We start from the raw sequence: 22,837 nt of genomic DNA on the forward strand, positions 1-22,837 counted from the left end.
TATATTGGGCGTGTAACATCTATGTGATGAGACACATCACGCATATTTATTTACCACGCATTTTTCCTAAAATAAGTGAAGCTAAAGCAATTAAAATAATTGCACCGATTAATGCGGGTAAAATATAAACGCCACCGAATTCTGGTCCCCAATGACCGAGTAGCCAACTACCAATCGCAGAACCAATCAAACCAGCGATAATGTTACCGAGGATGCCACCTGGGACATCTTTACCTAAAATTGCACCAGCAGCCCAACCAATGAGACCACCGACGATTAACATAACTATAAAACCCATAATATTGCCTCCTTTATTTTTCTGAACTATTAAGGCTCAATAGATACATACCCATGCTAAAAATGGCTTTAAACATCTTTTCTTAAAATAAATAATTTTTCTACCACAAATAATGTGAAGAAATTCAGATGCACAATGAGAAATAAGTACCAAAAAGGTGTCAATAGCATCATTAGGACCATAGACAATACGATGAGACATGCACCTATCCACAAAGGCTGTTTGATTTTAAGTTTGCGATAAAAAGCATTAAATCGTGTGGATTGCAAGGTGCATGAGAATTGTAAAATCGCACCGAATAAAAAAATTGCCGGTGCTAAATAAGGGACAGACATATAATAGGATTGATCTGCCGTCTGTGCCATTACGACGAATAGAATACTAATCATTATTGCAATAATCATTGTAAAAAACTTTTGATTTTTAATGTTAAACCGGCGGACAGTCCGTTCTAATTCGATTTGTAAGACATACCATATCAAATACATTAAAAAAGTTGCCATAGTAATAAAGGAAATCTGATTTAATAAAATCGGATTGATTAAACCGTTGAGTGTAATGGCGAATAACACGGTACTTAAGCGGATATATTGATATTGATGTCGATGCATATCAATGAGCAATACGCCAACGACAATGATGATATTTAAGATGACAAATAAGGCCATGGCGTTCTCCTAACTTTTCCAATTCATTTCATTATTATACCAATGTCATTCTAGATAAGCATTTAATAACACTTTGAAAATATATGATTTATAACAATTTGGTATTAAAAGTTGTACGTATAAAATGACAGAGAAGAAAGAATAACGCGTTAGACGCCTTTCATATTACTCCAAATCAGCGTATGAAGTTGAGGGAGTACAAAGACGTCATTCATTTCAGCATCTAATGTGACTTGGTCAATCAATGCTTCGTATCGTGATAATAATTTTTCTGTATGCTGTTCAACATGATCCTCTAAATAGGGATTTCCGACTTGCAAGTAAAATGGAATATCGGGATAACGATGGTGAATCATTTTAGCGAAATCATAGTCTTTGTCATCAAAAACGACGACTTTTAGATTGATTCGTGAAGGGTCTAATTGGTTGATGACACCATCTAAGAGGTGGACGTTGTGTTGCATGCCTGAACTTGGTGGTTTGGGTGACAGCGTGAGATCATTGATTTGACGCATCCAAGGTTGGAATTTCGTACCTTGTGTTTCGAGTGCCGTGTAGATATGGTGACTTGCACACAAGTCGACGAAAGCTTGAAGGCCTTTGATGAGCGCTGGATTACCTCCAGAAATCGTCACATGGTTAAAGCGGTTACCCCCAATCTCTCTCAATCGTGCCAAAATGTCTTCTGCTTCCATCATTTCGATGTCGTCTTTCATACTGCCATCCCAAGTGAATTTGGAATCACACCAACTACAGCGAAAGTCACAACCTGCTGTACGTACGAACATCGTTTTACGACCAATCACGCGTCCCTCACCTTGAATGGTTGGACCAAAAATTTCTAGTACAGGTATTTTAGCCATGATGATGCTCCTGACGTTTTGGACGATAAACGACATAACTTGTTGGCGTTTCACGCAAAAAGACTTGAAGACATTGCGGTGCGTTCGGTAATTGTTCTAAATGTGCCGCCACAATCTCATATATTGTGTGTGCAACGACTTCTGTTGAGGGGGATTTCCCTTGAAAATCAACGAGATCATTCAATAAATAATGGTCAAAACGATCGTGAATCAGGCTTTTCAATGTGCTGAAATTAATGAGGAATCCCATACTATTGAGTTTGTCGCCACCAATGGTTAAGTTGACAAAATACGTATGGCCATGGACGCGCATACACTTTCCAGCGCGTTCATCAGGAATGAAATGTGCAGCTGAAAAGTTAAAGTCTTTATTCAGTTCATAAATATAGTCATGAGCGACTTGTGGATAAATTTGTTGCATCATTTTATTCACGTCCTTTTTCTGTTAGATATTGTTTGAGACCTCGTTGACGTAACTGGCATGCAGGACATGTCCCGCATCCTTCAGCGATGATACCGTTGTAACATGTGAGTGTGTGATTGCGGACATAGTCTAGGACACCAAGTTGATCACTGAGCGCCCAAGTTTCCTTTTTATCGAGCCACATCAGCGGCGTATGTATCACAAAATCGCGATCCATCGCTAAATTAAGTGTGACATTCATTGACTTGATAAAGGTGTCACGACAATCTGGATAGCCCGAAAAATCTGTTTCACATACACCTGTAATCAAATGTTTCGCACCAATTTGATAGGCGAGTGCGCCTGCAAAAGATAGAAACAGTAGATTGCGGGCAGGGACAAAAGTATTTGGAATATCATTCTGTTGATCGATTGTCATATCGTGAGATGTTAACGCGTTGGGGCTAAGTTGGGCAAGCAAAGCCATGTCTAAAATATGATGTTTTAATCCCTGATCTTGTGCAATCGCTTTAGCAACTTCAATTTCTTTGGCATGGCGTTGTCCATACTCGAATGTGACCAATTCGACGGTTTTAAAGTGTTTTTTAGCATAAAAGAGGCAAGTTGTACTATCTTGTCCTCCGCTAAAAACAACGAGTGCTTTTTCATTTTTGAGCACTTCTGACATTGTTATCGCTCCTTTAGTTGAGCCGTTCCTCATCAATAAAGGCACAAAAAAAGCCGTCCCTATAAAAAGTAGACGGTAAGGCATGTCTAGTTTTTTATAGAGGGTTGATTGCTAGGAACCTCTTCATTTTAATTCTGTTCCATACTGTAATACATTTCAACATATAAATCAAGTTGTGTTTTGTAGTGTGTTAAAATAGGTCACTTCAACTTTGTCAATTGCGGTAACATTTGTGATAATAGAGTTATTAAAAAAGAATGAGGCAAAAACAATGATTGTAATGATAGATAATAAAGACTCTTTTACGTATAATATTGTTGATTATGTTGAATATGTGAGTCAACAGCGTGTGACTGTCATCGATGTTGCGACTGTATCTATCGCTGCTTTACAACAGTTGCAACCTACAGCATTGATTATCTCTCCTGGACCGGGCGCGCCTAAAGATTACCCGATACTATTTGAAGTGATCAAAGCGTTTGAATCAACAACGCCAATTTTAGGGGTGTGTTTAGGTTTTCAATTATTAGTGACGTATTACGGTGGCAATATTGTTCATGCGTCTCGGCCGGTGCATGGGCATACGACACGTATTATCCATGATCGCTCAGCGCTTTTTCAAGATCTACCTGATTCGTTTGAAGTGATGCGCTATCATTCACTGATGGCTGATCCAGCAACCATCGCTGAACCACTCCGCATTTCGGCACATAATGATGAAGGAATTGTGATGGCCGTGCGGCATCTTACGCGGCCCATTGTTGGCGTACAATATCATCCGGAGTCGATTTTGTCGGCATACGGTCATGAACAAATGAGAAACTTTTTAAGAAAAGCAGGGATAGACCATGGTTGTCAAGTTTAATTATAAATATTATACCGATCCAAATACGACGACCACTTATCAATATCAATTTGATCAGCCGAGTGATACGGGTATCGCGTATCAGCTTGAACAAGTTGGGGAAATAATAGATGAAGCGGCACATTATCAACAGAATGGTTATTACGTGGCGTTGTATCTTCCGTACGAAGCGGCACCGTATTTCCATTCGGATTTTCGTACGTATTCCCCAGATCATGGTATTTATGCGGCTTATTTTGCGTTTGAAAAACCGATTGAAGCCGATCAAATATTAACGAATGCTTTACAAAACCATTCAGACACGAGTCGATTCCAATTTATAGAGGATCGAGCGTCCATTATGAAGCATGTTCGCATGATTCATGATGAGATTATTGCTGGTTGGACCTATCAAGTGAATTATACAACGCGATTGAGAAGTTTCGCCAAGCTGTCGATTGCATCTCTTTACCATCAATTGACACAACAAACCAATGGCGATTATACTGTGTTATTTGATACGCCAGAGATTAAACTCGCCTCTATCTCACCAGAATTGTTTTTCCAAGTCGGTGATTTTGATGGACATCCAAAAGCTGTAGTGAGTAAACCGATGAAGGGGACGATGCCACGAGGTGAGACGCCCGAAGAAGATGAACGCAATGCTCAAATCTTAAAAGAATCGGCTAAAGATCGCGCAGAAAATGTCATGATTGTAGATTTGTTGCGTAATGACATTGCACGTGTAGCAACGACGGGCAGTGTATCCGTCCATCGTCCGTTTGAAATCGAACGTTATCAAACAGTTTTTCAAATGACGACAATGGTTAGTGGGAGACTCCCACAAACAACAACGTACCAAACGTTATTACGCGCACTTTTTCCGTGTGGTTCTATAACAGGTGCCCCTAAAGTAAATACGATGAACATTATCCATCAACTGGAAAAAACGCCTCGGCATATTTATTGTGGTGCAATCGGGTTGTTACTACCGAATGCGCGCGCAATTTTTAATGTGGCGATACGTACAATCGAACAAATTGACGATACATTTTTTTATGGTGTAGGTGCAGGGATTACAATTGATTCTGACCCGGCACAAGAGTATGCAGAATTTCAAGCAAAAACGAAAATATTAGAGGGATTGCAATGAACTTATTTGAAACGATGCGACTAGACAATGGTCACTTTCGACGTCTTGATTACCATTTACAGCGGATACAACGGGCAAGTACTTATTTTAATATCCCATTCGATTTAAAAGCTTGGCAACAAACGATACAACAGTTCCAACAACAGTACAGGACAGGGCAATACCGTGTAAAGATGATTTTAGAACCCTCCGGTGTATATCGCACTGAGATATTTCCTTTGCAAGAAACGACGACGATGACGGCACAATTCGTTCCAATGCATGCACAAGTGCCACAATGGCAACGTGTACACAAGACCTCTGAGCGTCAACATCTCGTACATTCACATGCGACGCAAATGGCCTTGTTCTATGATGCAGAGACCCATAAGGTGCTGGAATTTGATATTGGCAATGTCGTCCTTGAAATGAATGGACAGGCTGTTACCCCCGTATATGATCATGATTTTTTACAGGGGTGCATGCGACAAGCTTTGTTAACAGAGGGGCGCATCACTGAAGCATATATAACGACAGATAGGGTAGAAGCCGCACTTAATCAAGGGGGCAACTATGGATGATTAATAGTTTGCGTGAGTGGGTCCCTATTTCATTGCAGCAATCAAAGCAGGTGATTGAATGATAGGTCTTTATATTGTCGCCTTTCTCGTCATGATGTGGATCAGTCAAATGGTGGTGGAGCAGCTCGTCGCTCGCCAACAGCGGTTATGGACATATGTGTGGATGACGCTCATTTTCATCATACAAGGGGCACTGGTTTATGGTTTTGTAGGGCAACTCGTCATACATATGCGCGGCATTTTGAGTTTATTTTATGATAAATAAATAGAGGTGGAAATATGAAAGTATATAGTCAAGGTGATCAAGCGATTGTCGTATCTTTAGAAGGAGATGTGACACCCGCAGCCACTGAAAAATTATTGGCTATTCGCCAATGTTTGATTGAACAAAACGATCCATTCATCACTGAAATCGTACCAACCGAAACGGACATGATGATCTCATATGATGCACGTATGATGATGAAACATTTAAACATTACGTCTCCATTCTTACATATGCAAGCATTGATTGAAAATATTGATACGCAAGATAGCGTGAGAGAAAGGCAAATGCAATGTGTTAAAGTCCCGATTGTCTACGGTGGTGCGCACGGACCTCATTTGGAGATGATCTTAGAAGAGTTAAACATGCCGCGTGAAACGTTTATTGATTTACATACGCGTGCAGACTATTTCGTTTCTATGATGGGCTATTCGCCTGGATTCCCTTATTTATCAAGTGTTAATCCGGAAATCATTGTCAATCATACGGCCGCAGAACCACGACTCATTCCAGCAGGGTCTGTGATTTTGGAAAATAATAAATGTGGGATTACGACAACAGAGACATACAGTGATTGGTTGGTGATTGGGCATACGTCATTGCCTTTATTTGATCCTAAAAAGAAAGATTTTGCACTTATTTCTTTAGGAGATCATGTGAAATTTTTTGAAGTACAGCCGGGAGGTAACGACTGATGACAATCATAATAGAAGAAAGTGGCTTATTTTCAAGTTTTCAAGATTTTGGACGTGTGGGTTATGAACATATGGGGGTGATTCGTAGTGGGGCGTTAGATGTATTAGCGCATGAAATTGCGAATCGACTCGTTGGAAATGATCGCAATGAGGCGACACTTGAAATGACGAATCAAATGGCGCGCATTCGCTTTACTGAACCGACATTAATCGCACTTTCGGGCGCGCAAAGTTATGCCTATACTGAAGAAATGCGTGTTCAAGTCAATAAGCTTCATTTAATGAATAAAGGCGATGTCCTTGCTTTCGATCATTTACGTCGTGGCTCTCGTTTGTATCTTGCAGTGGCAGGGGGTTTTGAACTGGAAAGATGGCTAGACTCGACATCGACAGATACAATTTCAAGAATGGGGGGCTATTATGGCCGCCGTTTACAAGCAGGCGATACGATTGAAATGAAACGCGATTATAACAAGCGCCATCATCAACTCTTTAAAAATTTAGCACAGCGTAAAACGGTGGATTGGGGTGTTGATGGTTATGCACTGTCGCTCAACTACTTGTCTGATGTCGTGCACGTCATCCCAAATAAAGGGACGGAAGATTTTGAGGCAGAAACGCTTCGCACATTTACGAATGGGGAATACCAAGTGTCGAGTAAAGCTAATCGGATGGGTGTGGTTTTAGAAGGTGCACCGATTAAAGCGTATTATGAGGATATGCCGCCGCATCAATCTGTAAAACGTGGAACGATTCAAGTTAAAAAAGAAGGGGCGCCTGTCATTTTATTAAATGATCACTATACTTTAGGAAGTTATCCTCAAATTGGTACGATTGCATCGTATCATTTATCTAAAATTGCTCAAAAACGGCAAGGGGCAAAAATCAAGTTTCAATTTATTGATGTGATACAAGCTGAACAAAATTTAGTAAAATATCATAAATGGCGTAAGCAGTTGTTCCAAGGTATTGAATTTAGAATGCAAAAAGAAATGTTGAAATAGTGTAAACGATTCGATTAAGGATTGTTTTTGATTGACGAGATACAACTGGAGTCTGAATACAAGCACCGATGCATACGGTATAATGGTATCCATTGAGTCTAATAAATAGGCGACGAAAGTCGAATTGGAGAGCAGCTCGCGGCCATTCAAGATACAACGAGAATGACGCAGATGACATTAATATTGACCTTTTTGACTTGAAATTTGAACTTAACTCCTATATATTGTTATATTGAAACTACTATTGAATATTACAAAATAATTACAAAAACAACAAATGAAATAAAAATTTTACAATTTAAGCGTATAAATTACAGTCAGCGCTGACGACCAGATGATTGAGCGACGGGGGAACAAATATGGAAAAAGGAAAAAAAAGAATAGGCGTGTTTACGTTTTTCTTACTCATGGTTTTAACCATTGCGTTGAAAACGTATTTTGCCTATTATGTGGACTTGTCATTAGGTGTTAAAGGTTTAACACAAAATTTAATTTTATTAATGAACCCATATAGTTTAGTCGCACTATTATTGAGTGTGTTCTTGTTCTTTAAAGGACGTAAAGCTTATTGGTTCATATTTATTGGTGGCTTTTTATTAACATTTTTGTTGTATGCCAATGTTGTGTATTTCCGCTTTTTCTCAGACTTCATTACATTTAGTACATTGAACCAAGTCAGCAATGTCGATTCTATGGGCGGTGCTGTAGGTGCATCATTTCAATGGTATGATTTCGTTTATTTCATTGATACACTGGTTTATTTGTTTATTTTAGTATTCAAAAGAAAATGGCTGAGTGACAAAGTATTCCAAAAGAAATTTGTACCAGTCGTGATGGCAACGGCGATTGCATTGTTTTTCTTGAACTTAGCATTTGCTGAAACAGATCGTCCAGAATTATTGACGCGTACATTTGACCATAAATATCTCGTTAAATATTTAGGTCCATACAACTTTACAGTGTATGATGGTGTCAAAACGGTACAAAATAACCAACAAAAGGCATTGGCGTCTGAAGATGACCTAACGGAAGTTTTGAATTACACAAAACAAAAAAATACAGAACCGAACATGAAATATTTCGGTAACGCTAAAGGGAAAAATATTATTAAAATCCATTTAGAAAGCTTCCAAACTTTCTTGATTAATAAAAAAGTTCATGGTGAAGAAGTGACGCCGTTTTTAAATCGACTGTCTTCTGGACAAGATGATTTTAGATATTATCCGCATTTCTACCACCAAACTGGACAAGGTAAAACATCGGATGCTGAATTTACAATGGATAATAGCCTATATGGTTTACCACAAGGATCTGCTTTTTCATTAAAAGGTGATAATACTTACGAATCATTACCAGCTATTTTACACCAAAAACAAGGGTACACAACGAATGTAATGCACGGAGACTATAAAACATTCTGGAACCGTGATCAAGTGTATCGTCATTTCGGTGTAGATAAATTTTATGATGCCACATACTTTGACATGTCACCGGGCAACTTAGAGAACCTCGGTTTGAAAGATAAGCCGTTTTTCAAAACAGCTGTGGAATATTTGTCTAAAGAGAAGCAACCGTTCTATTCTCATTTAATTACTTTGACGAACCATTATCCATTTACATTGAAGGATGAAGATGCAACGATTACCAAAGGAGACACAGGGAATGCGACAGTGGATGGTTACATTCAAACGGCGCGTTATTTAGATGAGGCGTTAGAACAATTTATTACAGATTTGAAAAATCAAGGTTTATACGATGATTCAGTGATTCTCATTTATGGTGACCACTATGGTATTTCAGAAAACCATAACAAGGCGATGTCTGAATTGTTAGGTGAGCCGATTACGCCAGCGAAATTTAACGATTTAAATGCAACTGGTTTTTGGTTAAAAGCGCCGGGTGTTGAACCTGAAGTGGATCAAACGTATGCAGGTCAAATCGATGTGATGCCAACATTACTTCACTTGTTGGGTATTGATACGAAAAACTTCTTGATGTTCGGTACAGACATGTTATCGAAAGATCATAAACCGGTCATTCCATTCCGTAATGGTGACTTTGTGACAACCAATTACAAATATGTGAATGGTAAACTTTATAGCAATAAAGACAACAAACCTTTGGACACGATACCGGAAGATTTTGAAAAGAATAAGAAGCAAGTACAAAGTGACTTAGAAAACAGCGATAAAGTCTTGAATGGAGATTTATTCCGTTTCTATAAAAATCCAGATTTCAATAAAATCAAACCGACCGATTACAAATATCAACCGGGTCCTAAAGGTGAACCGAAATAGATTGGAAAGGGCAGAGAAATGTACATGACGTGCACTTCTCTGCTTTTTTGGGTTGTCCAATCGATGATGGGTACGTATAGATTGAGTTGTAAAAAAACAACCGCTTTGAAAGCACGTTTCAGACGCATAATGCTTCTTGTATCTTTTGTTGCTAAAAAAGTGTATAATATATAGAACTGATTTAAGGTGAATAAACAAATATGAGTCAAACTTTAAGAAAAGGATGGATGTGTGGTGGAAGCATATAAAATTGAACACCTCAACAAATCTTATGCGGATAAAGTCATTTTTGATGATTTACATTTCTCCATTTCAAATCAAGAACGCATTGGTTTGGTAGGTATTAATGGTACAGGTAAAAGTTCATTGTTGAAAGTGATGGCCGGTTTGGATGAAGATTTTGAGGCAGAACAGTCGCATCCGAAACAATACCGTATTCGCTATGCTGCTCAAAACCATCACTTAGACCCATCCCTGACTGTGTATGAGGCCGTCTTCAGTGCAGACTCTGAAGAATTACAGGTCATTAAGCGTTACGAGGATGCTACTGAAAAATACGCAACGGAACAAACTGATCAAGCATTTGGTGAAATGATGGCCGCCCAAGCTGCCATGGATGATTGGCATGCATGGGATTACAGTGCAGAAATCAAGACGATTTTATCAAAATTAGGCATTCACGATACGACACGACCGCTAGAACAATTATCTGGTGGCCAACAAAAGCGTGTCATTTTAGCGAGAACATTAATTGAAAAGCCAGATTTACTGTTGTTGGATGAGCCAACGAACCATTTGGATTTCGAGTCGATACAGTGGTTGATTCAATTTGTAAAGTCTTATCCTAAAACGGTGGTTTTTGTCACACATGACCGGTATTTTTTAAATGAAGTGGCAACCCGTATTGTAGAATTAAGAAATGGTAAGTTGGATACCTATCCAGGTAATTATGAAACATATATTGCCATGCGTGCAGAAAAAGAAGAGATTGAAGCGCGTCAACAAACCAAGCAACGCGCCCTCTTTCAACAAGAACTGGCGTGGATGCGTGCAGGTGTAAAAGCACGAACAACAAAGCAACAAGCGAGGCAGAATCGCTTTCATGATTTAAAAGCGCAAGTTCAGTCACATCAAGCACAAGAAAAAGGCACTTTGAATTTGGCTTATTCGCGGTTAGGTAAACAAGTCTTTGAACTTGAAGAAGTTACAAAACGTATCGATACACAGACTTTGTTTGAAAATGTAACAACGCTGATTCAGAATGGGGTGCAAATCGGTATTGTCGGTGAAAATGGTGTTGGCAAAACAACAATGTTAAATATTTTAGCCGGAGAAGATACGGATTACGAAGGTGTTGTAAAAGTAGGTCAAACGGTTAAAATCGCTTATTTTAAACAAACGGATGAACGCCTTCATCGCGACATACGTATGATTGATTTTCTGCGGGAAGAAAGTGAATTGGCGCGACAAAAAGATGGGACGACGGTTTCTGTGACACAGCTATTAGAACGTTTTTTGTTTCCAAGTGCGACACATGGTAAAAAAATCTATAAATTGTCAGGTGGCGAACAAAAGCGTCTGTATTTGTTGAAATTATTAGTGCATCAGCCCAACGTCTTACTTTTAGATGAACCGACCAATGATTTGGATACGGAAACATTGACGATATTGGAATATTATATTCAAACATTTGGTGGGACGGTGATTACAGTCAGTCACGACCGTTACTTTTTAGATAAAGTCGTCGATTGTTACTGGTATATCCACGATGGTCAAGTGGATATGATACTCGGACAGTTTGAGGATTATTGGGCTTACCAAAAACAAATAGAAGCAGCTAAAACGCAATCAAAAGCATCACAGCAAACGGCCACTACTGCTGCCCCGCCTAAGAAGAAACGAAAAGGATTGTCCTACAAAGAGAAAAGAGAATATGAAACATTATTAGTTCGTATTGATGAAGCAGAAACACGTTTAAAAGAAATCGATGAAGAAATGATAAAGGCTAATGCTGATTATTCCAAAATCAAAGCATTAAATGAGGAAAGAGAAGCGCTCGAAGCTCAATATGACACCGACATCACAAGGTGGAGTGAACTAGAAGAAATTTTAGAACAATAGAGGGATAGCATGGAGCAAACATTGTCGCATTATTTTGGATACCAAACTTTTCGTCCAGGTCAGAGAGAAATTATTGAATGTGTTTTGGATCGTCATCACACTTTAGGGGTTTTGCCTACAGGTGGGGGGAAATCCATATGCTACCAAGTACCAGGATTAATGTTGCAAGGGACGACATTGGTCATCAGTCCGCTTATTTCGTTAATGAAAGACCAAGTTGATCAATTGAAAACAATGGGCATCGCCGCAGCCTATTTGAATAGTAGTTTGAGTCATTCAGAGCAAAAAGAAATAGAAGCACAATTAGTGAACGGTGAATTAAAGTTTTTATACATCGCACCAGAACGTCTGGAGCAACCCTATTTTGAAATGTTATTACGGCGAGTGAAAATCTCATTAGTTGCATTTGACGAGGCACATTGTATTTCTAAATGGGGGCATGATTTTCGCCCGAGTTATCAAGCTGTCATTCAACGGGTGTTGTCAATGCCACAGTCGTTTGCGATTGTCGCATTAACGGCTACAGCGACTGCTGAAGTGCAACAAGATATTATGGATCGATTGATGATACAACGGCAACATTTAATTAAGACAAGCATTCGACGACGTAACTTAAAATTTCAAGTGAATCGTACGTATCAGCGTCAAAAGTTTGTGTTGGATTATATTCAGAAATATAGTGGAATGGCTGGTATTGTGTATTGCTCGACACGAAAGCAAGTTGAAGCGTTATACGACGCATTAGATGAAGCGGGAGTTTCGGCGACATATTATCATGCGGGAATGCCAGCAAAACAAAGAGATGCAGCACAAAATGACTTTCTATATGACCGTATTCGAGTTGTTGTTGCAACAAATGCGTTTGGTATGGGAATTGATAAGTCAAACGTACGCTATGTAATTCATTATAATATGCCAGGCGATTTGGAGTCGTATTATCAAGAAGCGGGACGTGCAGGACGCGATGGTTTAGAAAGCGATTGTATTTTATTATACAGTGATAGAGATGTGGAATTGCATCAATATTTTATTAGTACGTCTAAAGCGGATGATGACTACAAGGAACGTATGGGTGAAAAATTAACGAAAATGATTCAATACACGAAGACCAATAAATGTCTAGAAGCGACATTGGTTTATTATTTTGAACCGAATGAAAAACTGGAAGAGTGCCAACAATGCAGTAATTGTATTAACAAAAACAAAACATATAATATGACAAAAGAAGCTAAAATGATTATCAGCGCTGTAGCACGGTTGCGACAACAAGAAGGCTATGCCATCGTCATCCAAGTATTACGAGGAGAAGAGTCAGATTATATTTATCATCAAGGCTATCAAAACCTTTCAACATACGGGATTATGAGAAATTACACGACAGGCGAGCTCCATCATTTAATTGACGAGCTCCGATTTAAAGGATTTTTAAATGAGTATAATGAAGTATTGGTCTGTGATGCTTCAGTGGAAAAACTATTGATGGAAGAAGTCCAAGTTTATACAACACCTTTCATACGCAAATCTAAAGAAACCGTGCATATCAACACCGTAGAGGGTGTGGATCGCGTACTATTTGAGAAACTGGTAGAGGTTCGTCGAGCATTGAGTGAACGATTGAGCACACCGCCTACGAACATTTTCACAGATTATACTTTAGAGGATTTTGCAAAAAGAAAACCCATGACAAAACAAGAAATGATTCAAATCGATGGTGTAGGAAGTTACAAGTTAAAACATTACTGTCCTGAATTTCTTGAGGTCATTCAAGATTATAAAATGCACCGTTCATAAAAGTTTATTGCGGCGTATATTTTTAATTTCTATAATTTAACGGTTGGTGAATGATTCGCTAGCCGTTATTTTTTAAATTTTAGATATTAAAACAAATGAGGCGCGAGGGCTGAAGACACTCAGTATGTATCTCAACGTTGTTAAAGTTTCACGTCTTATCAGTCGACAAATGGTTTTAATTGCAAGCAACTGTTATGATTTTCAAATAATCCGAGCGCTTTGAGTGCAAATAATGTTATTTTTTTAAAGAATTATGATTTAATGAATGTAATGCCCAATGAATTGGGGTATAAGTACATAAAAACTGAAAAAGATAGAGGGGTTATATGATAAAATTGAGCAACGTTTCAAAACGTTACGATGATAAAGTCATTGTTAATCAAGTAGACATGGAGATTGAAGAAGGTGAAATTTTCATCTTAATTGGACCGTCTGGCTCTGGTAAAACAACGACGTTGAAAATGATGAATCGATTAATCCCATTATCAGATGGTTATATCTATTTCAAAGATCACCCCATCAGTGACTATGACGTACATGAAATGCGTTGGGATATGGGCTATGTTTTACAGCAAATCGCTTTATTTCCACATATGACAATACGTGATAATATTGCGCAAGTGCCCCTCATGAAAGGGTGGTCGAAAGAGAAAATTGATGCCCGTATTGATGAATTACTCACTATGGTCGGACTCGAGCCGCAACAGTTTAGAAATCGAAAACCAGATGAATTGTCTGGTGGACAACGACAACGTGTCGGCGTGGTGCGTGCATTGGCTGTCGACCCACCTGTCATTTTAATGGATGAACCTTTTAGTGCGTTGGATCCGATTACACGAGAGAAATTACAGGATGATTTATTGAAATTACAAGACCAAATCAAAAAAACAATCGTTTTTGTGACGCATGATATTGAAGAAGCCTTTAAATTAGGCGATCGCATTTGTTTGTTGAATCATGGTCGTGTCGAACAAATTGGGACACCGAATGATTTTATTAAAACACCGAAGAATGACTTCGTTCGCCAATTTTTGGGTGACTTAACAAGCGTCGTACTCAATCATTTCTCACTTGGAAAAGCGGTAGAACTTGTGGGTGAAAAAGCAACAGCTACACAGGTTGAGCAATATCCAACTGTTGATTCGCATCAAACGGTCAGTGACATTTACGATGAACTTGTGACACATGAAGCGGTGATCATCCCTGCAGCGGATACCCATTGGATGTTATCGCGACAAGCCATTTTCAACTTTTTATCACAGAATAAGGCAGGTGCGCGCGTGTGAATACATTATTAGATACATTAAGCGCTCGAAAAGGCGAACTTTTCACTGCGTTATTTGAACATATTCAACTGTCATTTATTGCTTTACTAATTGCTGTTCTTATTGGTGTACCACTGGGGATTGTATTAACTAAAACACCTAAAATTTCTGAAGCGGTGATTAATATTGCCGCAATTTTACAAACGGTGCCGTCTTTAGCGTTATTGGGATTGATGATTCCGCTATTTGGGATTGGGACAGTTCCAGCGGTCATCGCGTTAGTTGTGTATGCGCTATTGCCGATTTTACGGAATACTTACACGGGGATCACCGGTGTCGATCCTTCATTGATTGAAGCGGCTAAAGGAATTGGAATGAAGCCGTTTCGCCGATTGACTAAAGTGGAGCTTCCGTTAGCAATGCCCGTCATTATGGCTGGGATTCGAACAGCGATGGTACTTATCATTGGGACAGCGACACTCGCAGCTTTAATCGGTGCAGGCGGCTTAGGAGACTTGATATTATTAGGTATAGATCGAAACAATACCTCACTGATATTAATTGGTGCAATCCCAGCCGCGGTCTTAGCGATTGTGTTTGATATTGTTTTAAGAATATTAAGTCGTGTGTCCTATCGAAAGATGTTGACGACACTTGCGGCAATTTTCATTATTATGTTGACTGTTACGATTGTCCCATTGTTTTCTGCGCCGCATGATCGGATAACGATTGCTGGAAAATTAGGGACAGAACCATCCATCATTACAAACATGTACAAAATATTAATAGAAGACCAAACTGATGATCAAGTGATTGTTAAAGATGGTATGGGGAAAACAGCATTTTTATTTAATGCATTAAAATCTGATGATATTGATGGCTATCTCGAATTCACAGGAACAGTTTTAGGAGAACTCACAAAAGAAGCCCCTCAATCTAAAGATGAACAAAACGTTTATCAGCAAGCCAATGCAAGTTTAGATAAAAAGTTTGATATGACGTTATTAAAACCTATGAAATATAATAATACGTATGCTTTGGCAGTTAAACGAAGCTTTGCAGAAGAAAATAACATCAAAACAATCAGTGACTTGAAAAAAGTGGAAGATAAAATTCGACCAGGTTTTACACTTGAATTTAATGACCGAGAAGATGGTTATCCAGCTATACAGAAAACGTATCACTTAGACTTCCAAAATGTGAAAAAAATGGAACCTAAATTACGCTATCAAGCCATTGAAAGTGGAGATATTAACTTAATTGATGCATATTCAACAGATGCGGAGTTAAAACAATTTGATATGATTGTGCTAAAAGATGATCGGAAAGTTTTCCCACCGTATCAAGGTGCACCATTGTTTAAAAAATCATTTATCGACGCACATCCTGAAGTTAAAAAAGCGTTGAATCAGTTAGCGGGTAAAATTTCAGATGAAGAAATGCAGGAAATGAACTATCGCGTAGCTGAAAAAGATGAAGATCCATATCAAGTAGCGAAAGATTACCTTAAAAAAGAAGGTTTAATTCAATAAAAAGTTAATGATGACAGACGCCTTTCAAAGTGGACATTAAAATGAAAACTTTGAAAGGCGTTGCGTGTTTTGTGCGAGTTTCTAAGTGTTTTGGAAAGGAAAATGAGCAATCAAGGGCATAAAATGCGATTCAAAGGCGTTGAATCAATCCTCATAAAAGTTCAATAGTACTTGAGCGCTTTAATGTACTAAAAAATAATTAAATGATATACTGATTATCTAGCATTTTAGTCGAAATATAGTTATACTGATAACTATATTTTAAAAATTCTGATACATAGGAGGTATAGAAATGAAAAAACAAATTTCTAAATTAAGCGCGTATCAACCTGGATTGTCGTCGGAAAAGTTGAAAGAGAAGTATGGCGTTGAAGGAGAACTGTATAAACATGCCTCTAATGAAAATGTTTATGGACCTTCTCCTGCGGCTAAGCAAGCAATTAAAGATCATGTCGATGAATTATTTTTATACCCAGAGCCGAATGCACCATTATTACAAGAAGCCATTGCGTCACATTATGGTGTAGATAAGTCGCAGGTCCTTTTTGGGGCTGGACTTGACGAAATGATTGTCATCATTTCACGGACTTTAGTGCGTGCTGGGGATAATGTCGTAACGAGTCAAGGGACTTTTGGACAATACATCCACAATGCGATTGTAGAAGATGCTGAAACAGTCCAAGTGCCGTTAATTGAAGGGGCATTTGATTTAGATGGTATTGCCGCTGCAGTGAATGATAAAACAGCAGTCGTATGGATTTGTAATCCAAATAACCCAAGTGGAACATATCACACACATGATGAAATCGTTGCTTTTCTAGAGAAGATTCCTGCGCACATCCCTGTATTTATTGATGAAGCCTATGGTGAGTATGTCACAGCGAAAGATTTCCCAAGAACGTTGGAGTTAATGGAACAATATTCAAATTTAGCGATGATGCGTACATTTTCAAAAGCGTATGGTTTAGCAGGTTTGCGTATCGGTTACCTGATTTCATCAGCAGCGTTGGCGACACAACTCAATGTTATTCGTCCACCATTTAATACGACAAGTTTATCGGAACAAGCCGCATTAAAAGCTTTTGAAGATCAGAAACACTTACAAGAAATTGTGGAAAAGAATCGTGTTGAGAGAGAAAAGTTTTTTGAATTACAAACGAGGTTAAAAATTTATCCATCGCAAACCAACTTTGTATTTGTTGAAACGGATAGAGCGCAAGCTTTAGATGAAACATTGTTGCGGAATGGAATTATTGCACGTGTATTTCCAAATGGCGTGCGTATTTCATTAGGATTTCCTGAGCAAAATGAAATCATTCGCAATGTACTGAAATCCTTTTAATCCGAATTGTAATGTGCAATGGTGAGCGACTCAAATCAGCTTTGAAATCGGGCGCTCAATCGGTGAAATGAATACAAGGAGCGATAACATGAGAAGTTCAATTGGTATTGATATGGATGAAGTATTAGCGGACACAATGGGCGCGATTTTAGATGAATTCAATCGTCGTACACAATTGAGTGTGACAATTCAACAAATCGTTGGCCAAAGAATCTATGACATCATGCCTGAACATACTGAGACATTACGTGACATTTTAGCTTCAGATGGATTCTTTAGTCGTCTTGCAGTGATGAAAGATGCACAAGAGGTCGTTGAAAAATTGTCCAAGCATTATGAGATTTATATTGTGACAGCTGCAATGGATGTGCCGACATCTTTTTATGATAAGTATGAATGGTTGCGTAAACATTTTCCATTTTTGGACCCACAGCATTTTGTTTTTTGCGGACAAAAAGACATTGTGGCAACCGATTATTTAATTGATGATAATCCAAGACAACTAAAAGGACATAAAGGTAAGCCACTCATGTTTACCGCGCCCCACAACGAAGGGCAAATGGAATTCACAAGATTGAATAACTGGAAAGAAGTAGAACGTTATTTTTTAAGTGAACCGGGGCTTTCATAAACCAATAAGTGAATCATTGAATTGAGGATGACATATCTTTTGGTGAAATTGAAATGCGCCATACAAATAAAATTAAAAAAGGAAGACTTTCAACGTTTGGATTGAAAGTCTTCCTTTTTAGCTATTCTGTCAAATGAGACAGAGCGAAATGTGTTGATTCTGGTATTAGACGGGTGATTGTACTGATAGCGCCGTTCTGTCCTCTTTGATTCCCACACTTTAGACCGTGATTTTGTACGTCGTAGTGTGATTCAGCGGGGAAGAGCGTTAACGTATACCTTTCATCGCTTTTAAAATCGCCGGTGAACCGACCACTGCAAGGATCGCAACGACAATAGCGATACCACCGATGAGACCAAAATAGTTTTGATCTCCAATCAAAGGTTGTAGTTTGACGAGTTGTGCGTTAATGGCTTGTGCCGTCGCATTGGTCAATAGCCATAAACTCATCATTTGTGCATTAAAGTTTTCCGGTGCAAGTTTGACAGCTGAACTGTTTCCCGTTGGTGAAATACAAAGTTCTCCGATAACACAAATAAAATAAGAAAGTACGATCCACATAAACCAAATTTCTGACCCGTGAGATACAAAGATGACGACCATCATTAAGATGAATGAGACGCCGGCTAAGAATAAACCGATTGCAAACTTTATAGGTAAGCTTGGCTCAAAACGTCCAAGTCTCCGCCATAACCAAGAAATGATAGGCGCGAAGGCAACAATGAAAAACGGATTGATCGATTGGAACCAAGTGACTGGAAAAGCACTTTCCCATCCGAGTAAATTAAACGAAAGATCTGCTTTTTCATCGGCATAAACATTGAGAACGTTCGCACCTTGTTCTTGAATTGACCAGAAAATCACCCCGACAATAAAAAGTGGGATGAAAGCGATAACGCGTGACCGCTCTATAGACGTTGTATCTTTGCTTCGAATCATAATCGTAAAATAAATAAACGGTAAAGCAAAACCTAGAATCAATACGATTAAACTCACTAAATTAAAAGAAAGTGTCCCTGTCATGTAGGCGATTGCAAATACGAAAGCAATGACTACAATCATACTCCCAAATATGAGGGCATACTTTTTCTTTTCAGTTGGACTGAGTGGGTGAGGCGGAAAGGTACCGATTTCTCCTAAGTTACGTTTATGGAATAGGAGATAGAAGACTAATGAGAGCCCCATCCCGATTGCCGCGATTAAAAAACCACCATGAAAGTTCCCCGTACTTCTAAAGTGATCGAGCACAAGTGGTGAAACGAATGCGCCCATATTCACTGCCATATAAAAAATAACGAAGCCAGAGTCAACACGACTATCATCTTTCGGATAAAGTCGACCGACAATATTTGAAATATTCGGTTTCATCAGACCAGATCCTACAATAATAAAGAACATTGATGATAATAAGCCACTCAAACCGAATGGAAGGCTGAGACAAATATGACCGATAATAATTAGGACTGCACCATAAAACATGGCGCGCCTTGTGCCAAGTATTCGATCAGCCACCCAACCTCCTAATATAGAGGTCATAAAAATAAGTGACCCATAAACCGCCATCAATGATTGCGCAAAGGTTTTTTCGAGTCCTAATCCCCCTTGGTGCACATTATAGTAAATATAATAGATCAAGAGTGCACGCATACCGTAGTAACTGAAGCGTTCCCAGAATTCTACAGTATAAAGGACACCTAACCCACGAGGGTGACCAAAAAATCCTTTTTGTGGAATATTTTGAACCGCTGTTTCATGTGAGTGCTCTGACATTGCAAATCCATCCTTCCTAAATGAACAAAACATGTAATAGCAAGTTTACGCTTCATAAAAATAAATTTCAATGAGTTTTTAAAAATAATAAAATTTAAAATATTCAGATAAAAAAATACAAAATAATTGATATTTAAACAAAGGGATTGATAAATAAAGGGCGGTAGGGCTTTGAAAACGGAAGCTTTTCGATTTCAAAGAAAAAATGAGAGGCGTTTTGTTCAACGCTTAAGGGAGGACAGTGGTCAATAAAACACAACGACTTCATCATTTGTGATTATAAACGACGTCACATCATAAGAGCGAGAGAAGGGCATCCTTCTCTCGCTCTAGTGATAATGAACTGTCAGTGACTTATTTTACACCTTGCATTAAGTTTTTGATAAATGGTGAGACTAAGAATAAAACAATACCGATACCTAGTGCAAATAAGCCAGAATATAAGAAGTATTGGTGTGTACTAATCAATACATAGACTTGAACCATTTGTGCATTTAACCCTTGCGCCATGGCATTAGATAAAAACCAAATACTCATCATTTGAGCAGTAAATGCTTCAGGTGCAAGTTTCGTTGTCGTTGATAACCCGATTGGAGACAAACAAAGCTCACCTATTGTAACAAGGAAGAAGCTTGCGACTAACCAGAACGGATTGATGAGTTGGTTTGAATCTGGAATAATCATGATTAAATAAGATACACCTGCAAGAATGACACCAATTGCAAATTTTATAACAGTTGGTGGATTAAAGCGTCCAAGTTTCATCCATAAAATTGAAAATAATGGTGCTAGAATAATAATGAACAATGGGTTTAAAGATTGGAACCATGCGGGTGGAACATGAAAATCGATTAAACCTCCAGTGACTTTAGATAATTCAAGCTGTGTTTTTGTGTCGGCGAACTGTGCTAACACAGTTGAACCTTGCTCTTGAATCATCCAAAATGCGACAGATGCAATGAACAATGGAATGTAAGCAAATACACGTTTACGTTCATGTGTAGCTGTTTTTTGACTGAGAATCATTCTAGTGAATAAAAATAATGGTAAAATGACACCTAAAATCGTAATGATGTTTGCAAATGTTTCGATTGTAAGTTGGCCACGCATATTGAGAAAGACGCCGATTAGAATAAGAATCACAATCACACCGGCTATAATTTTAACTAATTTTGAAATTTCCCCTTTTGTGAGTGGATCCGGCACTTCTGCACCCGCAAGTCCTAGTGATTTTTTATTTGTAATCAGATAAATCAATAATCCAAAAAACATTCCGACAGCTGCAATTGCAAAGCCGAGGTGGAAACCAACATTCACTTGAACCCAACCAATAATCAGTGGTGACAATAACGCACCTAAGTTAATACTCATATAAAAGATAGTAAAAGCTGAATCCATACGTGAGTCATTTTTGTCATACAACAAGCCCACTGTAGATGAAATGTTCGGTTTTAATAGTCCTGTCCCGATAATTAAAAAGAGTAGTGAAATCAGTAATAATGTCAGACTATTTGGTAGTGATAACAAAATATGCCCGATCATAATTAAAATACCACCGTAGAAAAGCGCATGACGTGTACCGGTAATACGGTCGGCAATCCAACCCCCGATAATACCACTCATATAAACTAAAGCGCCGTATATCGACACAATTTGTAATGCCACACCTTGATCGAGTCCGAATCCGCCTTTAGCGACTGAATAATAAATGTAGTATGCTAAAATTGCTTTCATACCGTAGTAACTAAAGCGCTCCCAAAACTCTGTGAAAACGAGGGTACTTAACCCTTTTGGATGGCCAAAAAATCCTGTACGCGGTGTACTGTTAAGGATTTCTTCTTTTGTATAATGTGAAGCCAATAACAACTCCCCCTAAACTAGTAAAGTTAAATCCATTTTATAACTAAATGTAATGTTTAACAAGAAGATTTTAATTCAATACTTATTTTGCAATAATACTTTTAAGAATTTGTAATCAAATGATTTGTTTTAATGACTTGTGTAGCAAGATGATAAAGGCGCATATAGCGGTAAAAAATACCCCTGATTCATTTTTTTATGAGTCAGGGATAAAACATATCGATTTTGTAAGGCTTGTAAGAAATAGTATTTTGATTTCATTACTAATGTTTAACGATTATCGATTTTTTCAGGATACATATCATGATTCATTAAGCGGTATTCCGCCATTTTTTCGTATTTTGAATTTGGACGACCATAATTGGTATAGGGGTCAATGGAGATGCCACCCCGTGGTGTGAACTTGCCCCAAACTTCAATGTAATGTGGGTCCATGAGTTCAATTAAATCATTCATAATAATATTCATACAATCTTCATGGAAGTCTCCATGATTACGAAAACTAAACAAATAAAGTTTTAAAGATTTGGACTCTACCATTTTAACGTTAGGAATATAGGAAATATAAATGGTAGCAAAATCAGGTTGTCCGGTAATCGGACATAAAGATGTGAATTCGGGACAATTGAATTTGACGAAATAGTCTCTGTTTTGATGTTTGTTTTCAAATGTTTCTAAAATATCAGGTCGATAATCAAAGTGATATGTGTTGTCTTGATTACCGAGCAGTGTAATGTCTTGCAATTCGCTTTTTGAACGTCCTTCTGTCATGGGAAGGCCTCCTTAA

General features: G+C 38.3%; 21 protein-coding genes. 13 read left to right on the forward strand and 8 right to left on the reverse strand.

Features of this window, described 5'->3' with window-relative positions; genetic code table 11:
• Nucleotides 1-46 precede the first annotated feature (46 nt).
• The 5 genes from B5P37_RS07930 to queC all read right to left on the reverse strand — a co-directional run bounded on the left by B5P37_RS07930 (nt 47) and on the right by queC (nt 2,920).
• Entirely contained in the window at nt 47-301 is a 255-nt protein-coding gene (locus B5P37_RS07930) for a GlsB/YeaQ/YmgE family stress response membrane protein (protein ID WP_206168691.1), read from the reverse strand.
• A 65-nt stretch (nt 302-366) separates the two neighbouring features.
• The gene (locus B5P37_RS07935; RefSeq protein ID WP_085237714.1) at nt 367-966 is read right to left on the reverse strand and encodes a hypothetical protein; all 600 of its coding nucleotides are present in this window, start codon (nt 964-966) and stop codon (nt 367-369) included.
• Between the two features lie 149 nt (nt 967-1,115).
• Nucleotides 1,116-1,829, reverse strand: a complete 714-nt coding sequence (queE, locus tag B5P37_RS07940; protein ID WP_085237715.1) for a 7-carboxy-7-deazaguanine synthase QueE — start codon at nt 1,827-1,829, stop codon at nt 1,116-1,118.
• Complete coding sequence (gene queD / locus B5P37_RS07945; RefSeq protein ID WP_085237716.1) at nt 1,822-2,253, reverse strand: 6-carboxytetrahydropterin synthase QueD; 432 nt, start codon at nt 2,251-2,253, stop codon at nt 1,822-1,824. Before queD ends, queE begins: the two co-directional genes overlap by 8 nt.
• A 1-nt stretch (nt 2,254) precedes the next feature.
• The gene (gene queC / locus B5P37_RS07950) at nt 2,255-2,920 is read right to left on the reverse strand and encodes a 7-cyano-7-deazaguanine synthase QueC (protein WP_085237717.1); all 666 of its coding nucleotides are present in this window, start codon (nt 2,918-2,920) and stop codon (nt 2,255-2,257) included.
• Nucleotides 2,921-3,191: 271 nt separating this feature from the next.
• On the opposite strand from queC, the gene B5P37_RS07955 reads away from it, so the two are divergent.
• The 13 genes from B5P37_RS07955 to B5P37_RS08015 all read left to right on the forward strand — a co-directional run bounded on the left by B5P37_RS07955 (nt 3,192) and on the right by B5P37_RS08015 (nt 18,420).
• Nucleotides 3,192-3,785, forward strand: a complete 594-nt coding sequence (locus B5P37_RS07955) for an anthranilate synthase component II (RefSeq protein WP_085237718.1) — start codon at nt 3,192-3,194, stop codon at nt 3,783-3,785.
• The gene (gene pabB, locus B5P37_RS07960; RefSeq protein ID WP_085237719.1) at nt 3,769-4,917 is read left to right on the forward strand and encodes an aminodeoxychorismate synthase component I; all 1,149 of its coding nucleotides are present in this window, start codon (nt 3,769-3,771) and stop codon (nt 4,915-4,917) included. Before B5P37_RS07955 ends, pabB begins: the two co-directional genes overlap by 17 nt.
• Complete coding sequence (locus B5P37_RS07965; RefSeq protein WP_244898605.1) at nt 4,914-5,477, forward strand: aminotransferase class IV; 564 nt, start codon at nt 4,914-4,916, stop codon at nt 5,475-5,477. The genes pabB and B5P37_RS07965 overlap by 4 nt, the downstream gene beginning before the upstream one ends.
• 58 nt (nt 5,478-5,535) lie before the next feature.
• Nucleotides 5,536-5,742: a hypothetical protein gene (locus B5P37_RS07970; RefSeq protein WP_085237720.1), complete on the forward strand. Its 207-nt coding sequence runs from the start codon at nt 5,536-5,538 to the stop codon at nt 5,740-5,742.
• Between the two features lie 14 nt (nt 5,743-5,756).
• Nucleotides 5,757-6,437 carry a 5-oxoprolinase subunit B family protein gene (locus B5P37_RS07975; protein ID WP_085237721.1) on the forward strand — a complete coding sequence of 227 codons (681 nt, stop codon included), beginning with the start codon at nt 5,757-5,759 and terminating at the stop codon, nt 6,435-6,437.
• A complete protein-coding gene (locus tag B5P37_RS07980; protein WP_085237722.1) occupies nt 6,437-7,441 on the forward strand; it encodes a 5-oxoprolinase subunit C family protein in 1,005 nt (334 codons plus the stop codon). Before B5P37_RS07975 ends, B5P37_RS07980 begins: the two co-directional genes overlap by 1 nt.
• A gap of 359 nt (nt 7,442-7,800) precedes the next feature.
• Nucleotides 7,801-9,738, forward strand: a complete 1,938-nt coding sequence (gene ltaS, locus B5P37_RS07985) for a polyglycerol-phosphate lipoteichoic acid synthase LtaS (protein ID WP_085237723.1) — start codon at nt 7,801-7,803, stop codon at nt 9,736-9,738.
• Between the two features lie 234 nt (nt 9,739-9,972).
• Nucleotides 9,973-11,859, forward strand: coding sequence for an ABC-F family ATP-binding cassette domain-containing protein (locus tag B5P37_RS07990; protein WP_085237724.1), 1,887 nt, complete (start codon nt 9,973-9,975; stop codon nt 11,857-11,859).
• A gap of 9 nt (nt 11,860-11,868) precedes the next feature.
• Nucleotides 11,869-13,650 carry a DNA helicase RecQ gene (recQ, locus tag B5P37_RS07995; protein WP_085237725.1) on the forward strand — a complete coding sequence of 594 codons (1,782 nt, stop codon included), beginning with the start codon at nt 11,869-11,871 and terminating at the stop codon, nt 13,648-13,650.
• Nucleotides 13,651-13,976: 326 nt separating this feature from the next.
• Entirely contained in the window at nt 13,977-14,936 is a 960-nt protein-coding gene (locus tag B5P37_RS08000; protein WP_085237726.1) for an ABC transporter ATP-binding protein, read from the forward strand.
• On the forward strand, nt 14,933-16,447 hold the full coding sequence (locus tag B5P37_RS08005; RefSeq protein WP_085237727.1) for an ABC transporter permease/substrate-binding protein: 1,515 nt from the start codon (nt 14,933-14,935) through the stop codon (nt 16,445-16,447). The genes B5P37_RS08000 and B5P37_RS08005 overlap by 4 nt, the downstream gene beginning before the upstream one ends.
• A 292-nt stretch (nt 16,448-16,739) precedes the next feature.
• Nucleotides 16,740-17,789: a histidinol-phosphate transaminase gene (hisC, locus tag B5P37_RS08010; protein ID WP_085237728.1), complete on the forward strand. Its 1,050-nt coding sequence runs from the start codon at nt 16,740-16,742 to the stop codon at nt 17,787-17,789.
• A gap of 88 nt (nt 17,790-17,877) precedes the next feature.
• Nucleotides 17,878-18,420 carry a 5' nucleotidase, NT5C type gene (locus B5P37_RS08015; protein WP_085237729.1) on the forward strand — a complete coding sequence of 181 codons (543 nt, stop codon included), beginning with the start codon at nt 17,878-17,880 and terminating at the stop codon, nt 18,418-18,420.
• Nucleotides 18,421-18,687: 267 nt separating this feature from the next.
• Here the strand turns inward: B5P37_RS08015 and B5P37_RS08020 are convergent, their stop codons facing one another.
• From B5P37_RS08020 to queF, 3 genes are all read right to left on the reverse strand, one after another.
• Nucleotides 18,688-20,190 carry a peptide MFS transporter gene (locus B5P37_RS08020; RefSeq protein WP_085237730.1) on the reverse strand — a complete coding sequence of 501 codons (1,503 nt, stop codon included), beginning with the start codon at nt 20,188-20,190 and terminating at the stop codon, nt 18,688-18,690.
• 354 nt (nt 20,191-20,544) lie between these two features.
• Entirely contained in the window at nt 20,545-22,050 is a 1,506-nt protein-coding gene (locus B5P37_RS08025; RefSeq protein WP_085237731.1) for a peptide MFS transporter, read from the reverse strand.
• Nucleotides 22,051-22,320: 270 nt separating this feature from the next.
• Nucleotides 22,321-22,821: a preQ(1) synthase gene (gene queF, locus B5P37_RS08030; protein ID WP_085237732.1), complete on the reverse strand. Its 501-nt coding sequence runs from the start codon at nt 22,819-22,821 to the stop codon at nt 22,321-22,323.
• Between the last annotated feature and the right edge of the window lie 16 nt (nt 22,822-22,837).

The sequence above is a fragment of the Staphylococcus lutrae genome (assembly GCF_002101335.1).
In the GTDB taxonomy this organism is placed as follows: Bacteria; Bacillota; Bacilli; order Staphylococcales; family Staphylococcaceae; genus Staphylococcus; species Staphylococcus lutrae.

Excerpts from the sequence above, each read along its gene's own strand:
- B5P37_RS07955 (WP_085237718.1), top strand. The coding sequence starts at position 3,192 with ATGATTGTAATGATAGATAATAAAGACTCTTTTACGTATAATATTGTT.
- B5P37_RS08015 (WP_085237729.1), top strand. The coding sequence starts at position 17,878 with ATGAGAAGTTCAATTGGTATTGATATGGATGAAGTATTAGCGGACACA.
- B5P37_RS08000 (WP_085237726.1), top strand. The coding sequence starts at position 13,977 with ATGATAAAATTGAGCAACGTTTCAAAACGTTACGATGATAAAGTCATT.
- B5P37_RS07970 (WP_085237720.1), top strand. The coding sequence starts at position 5,536 with ATGATAGGTCTTTATATTGTCGCCTTTCTCGTCATGATGTGGATCAGT.
- B5P37_RS07965 (WP_244898605.1), top strand. The coding sequence starts at position 4,914 with ATGAACTTATTTGAAACGATGCGACTAGACAATGGTCACTTTCGACGT.
- B5P37_RS07975 (WP_085237721.1), top strand. The coding sequence starts at position 5,757 with ATGAAAGTATATAGTCAAGGTGATCAAGCGATTGTCGTATCTTTAGAA.
- queD (WP_085237716.1), bottom strand. The coding sequence starts at position 2,253 with ATGATGCAACAAATTTATCCACAAGTCGCTCATGACTATATTTATGAA.
- queF (WP_085237732.1), bottom strand. The coding sequence starts at position 22,821 with ATGACAGAAGGACGTTCAAAAAGCGAATTGCAAGACATTACACTGCTC.
- queC (WP_085237717.1), bottom strand. The coding sequence starts at position 2,920 with ATGTCAGAAGTGCTCAAAAATGAAAAAGCACTCGTTGTTTTTAGCGGA.
- queE (WP_085237715.1), bottom strand. The coding sequence starts at position 1,829 with ATGGCTAAAATACCTGTACTAGAAATTTTTGGTCCAACCATTCAAGGT.
- B5P37_RS07935 (WP_085237714.1), bottom strand. The coding sequence starts at position 966 with ATGGCCTTATTTGTCATCTTAAATATCATCATTGTCGTTGGCGTATTG.
- ltaS (WP_085237723.1), top strand. The coding sequence starts at position 7,801 with ATGGAAAAAGGAAAAAAAAGAATAGGCGTGTTTACGTTTTTCTTACTC.
- hisC (WP_085237728.1), top strand. The coding sequence starts at position 16,740 with ATGAAAAAACAAATTTCTAAATTAAGCGCGTATCAACCTGGATTGTCG.
- recQ (WP_085237725.1), top strand. The coding sequence starts at position 11,869 with ATGGAGCAAACATTGTCGCATTATTTTGGATACCAAACTTTTCGTCCA.
- pabB (WP_085237719.1), top strand. The coding sequence starts at position 3,769 with ATGGTTGTCAAGTTTAATTATAAATATTATACCGATCCAAATACGACG.
- B5P37_RS07980 (WP_085237722.1), top strand. The coding sequence starts at position 6,437 with ATGACAATCATAATAGAAGAAAGTGGCTTATTTTCAAGTTTTCAAGAT.
- B5P37_RS08020 (WP_085237730.1), bottom strand. The coding sequence starts at position 20,190 with ATGTCAGAGCACTCACATGAAACAGCGGTTCAAAATATTCCACAAAAA.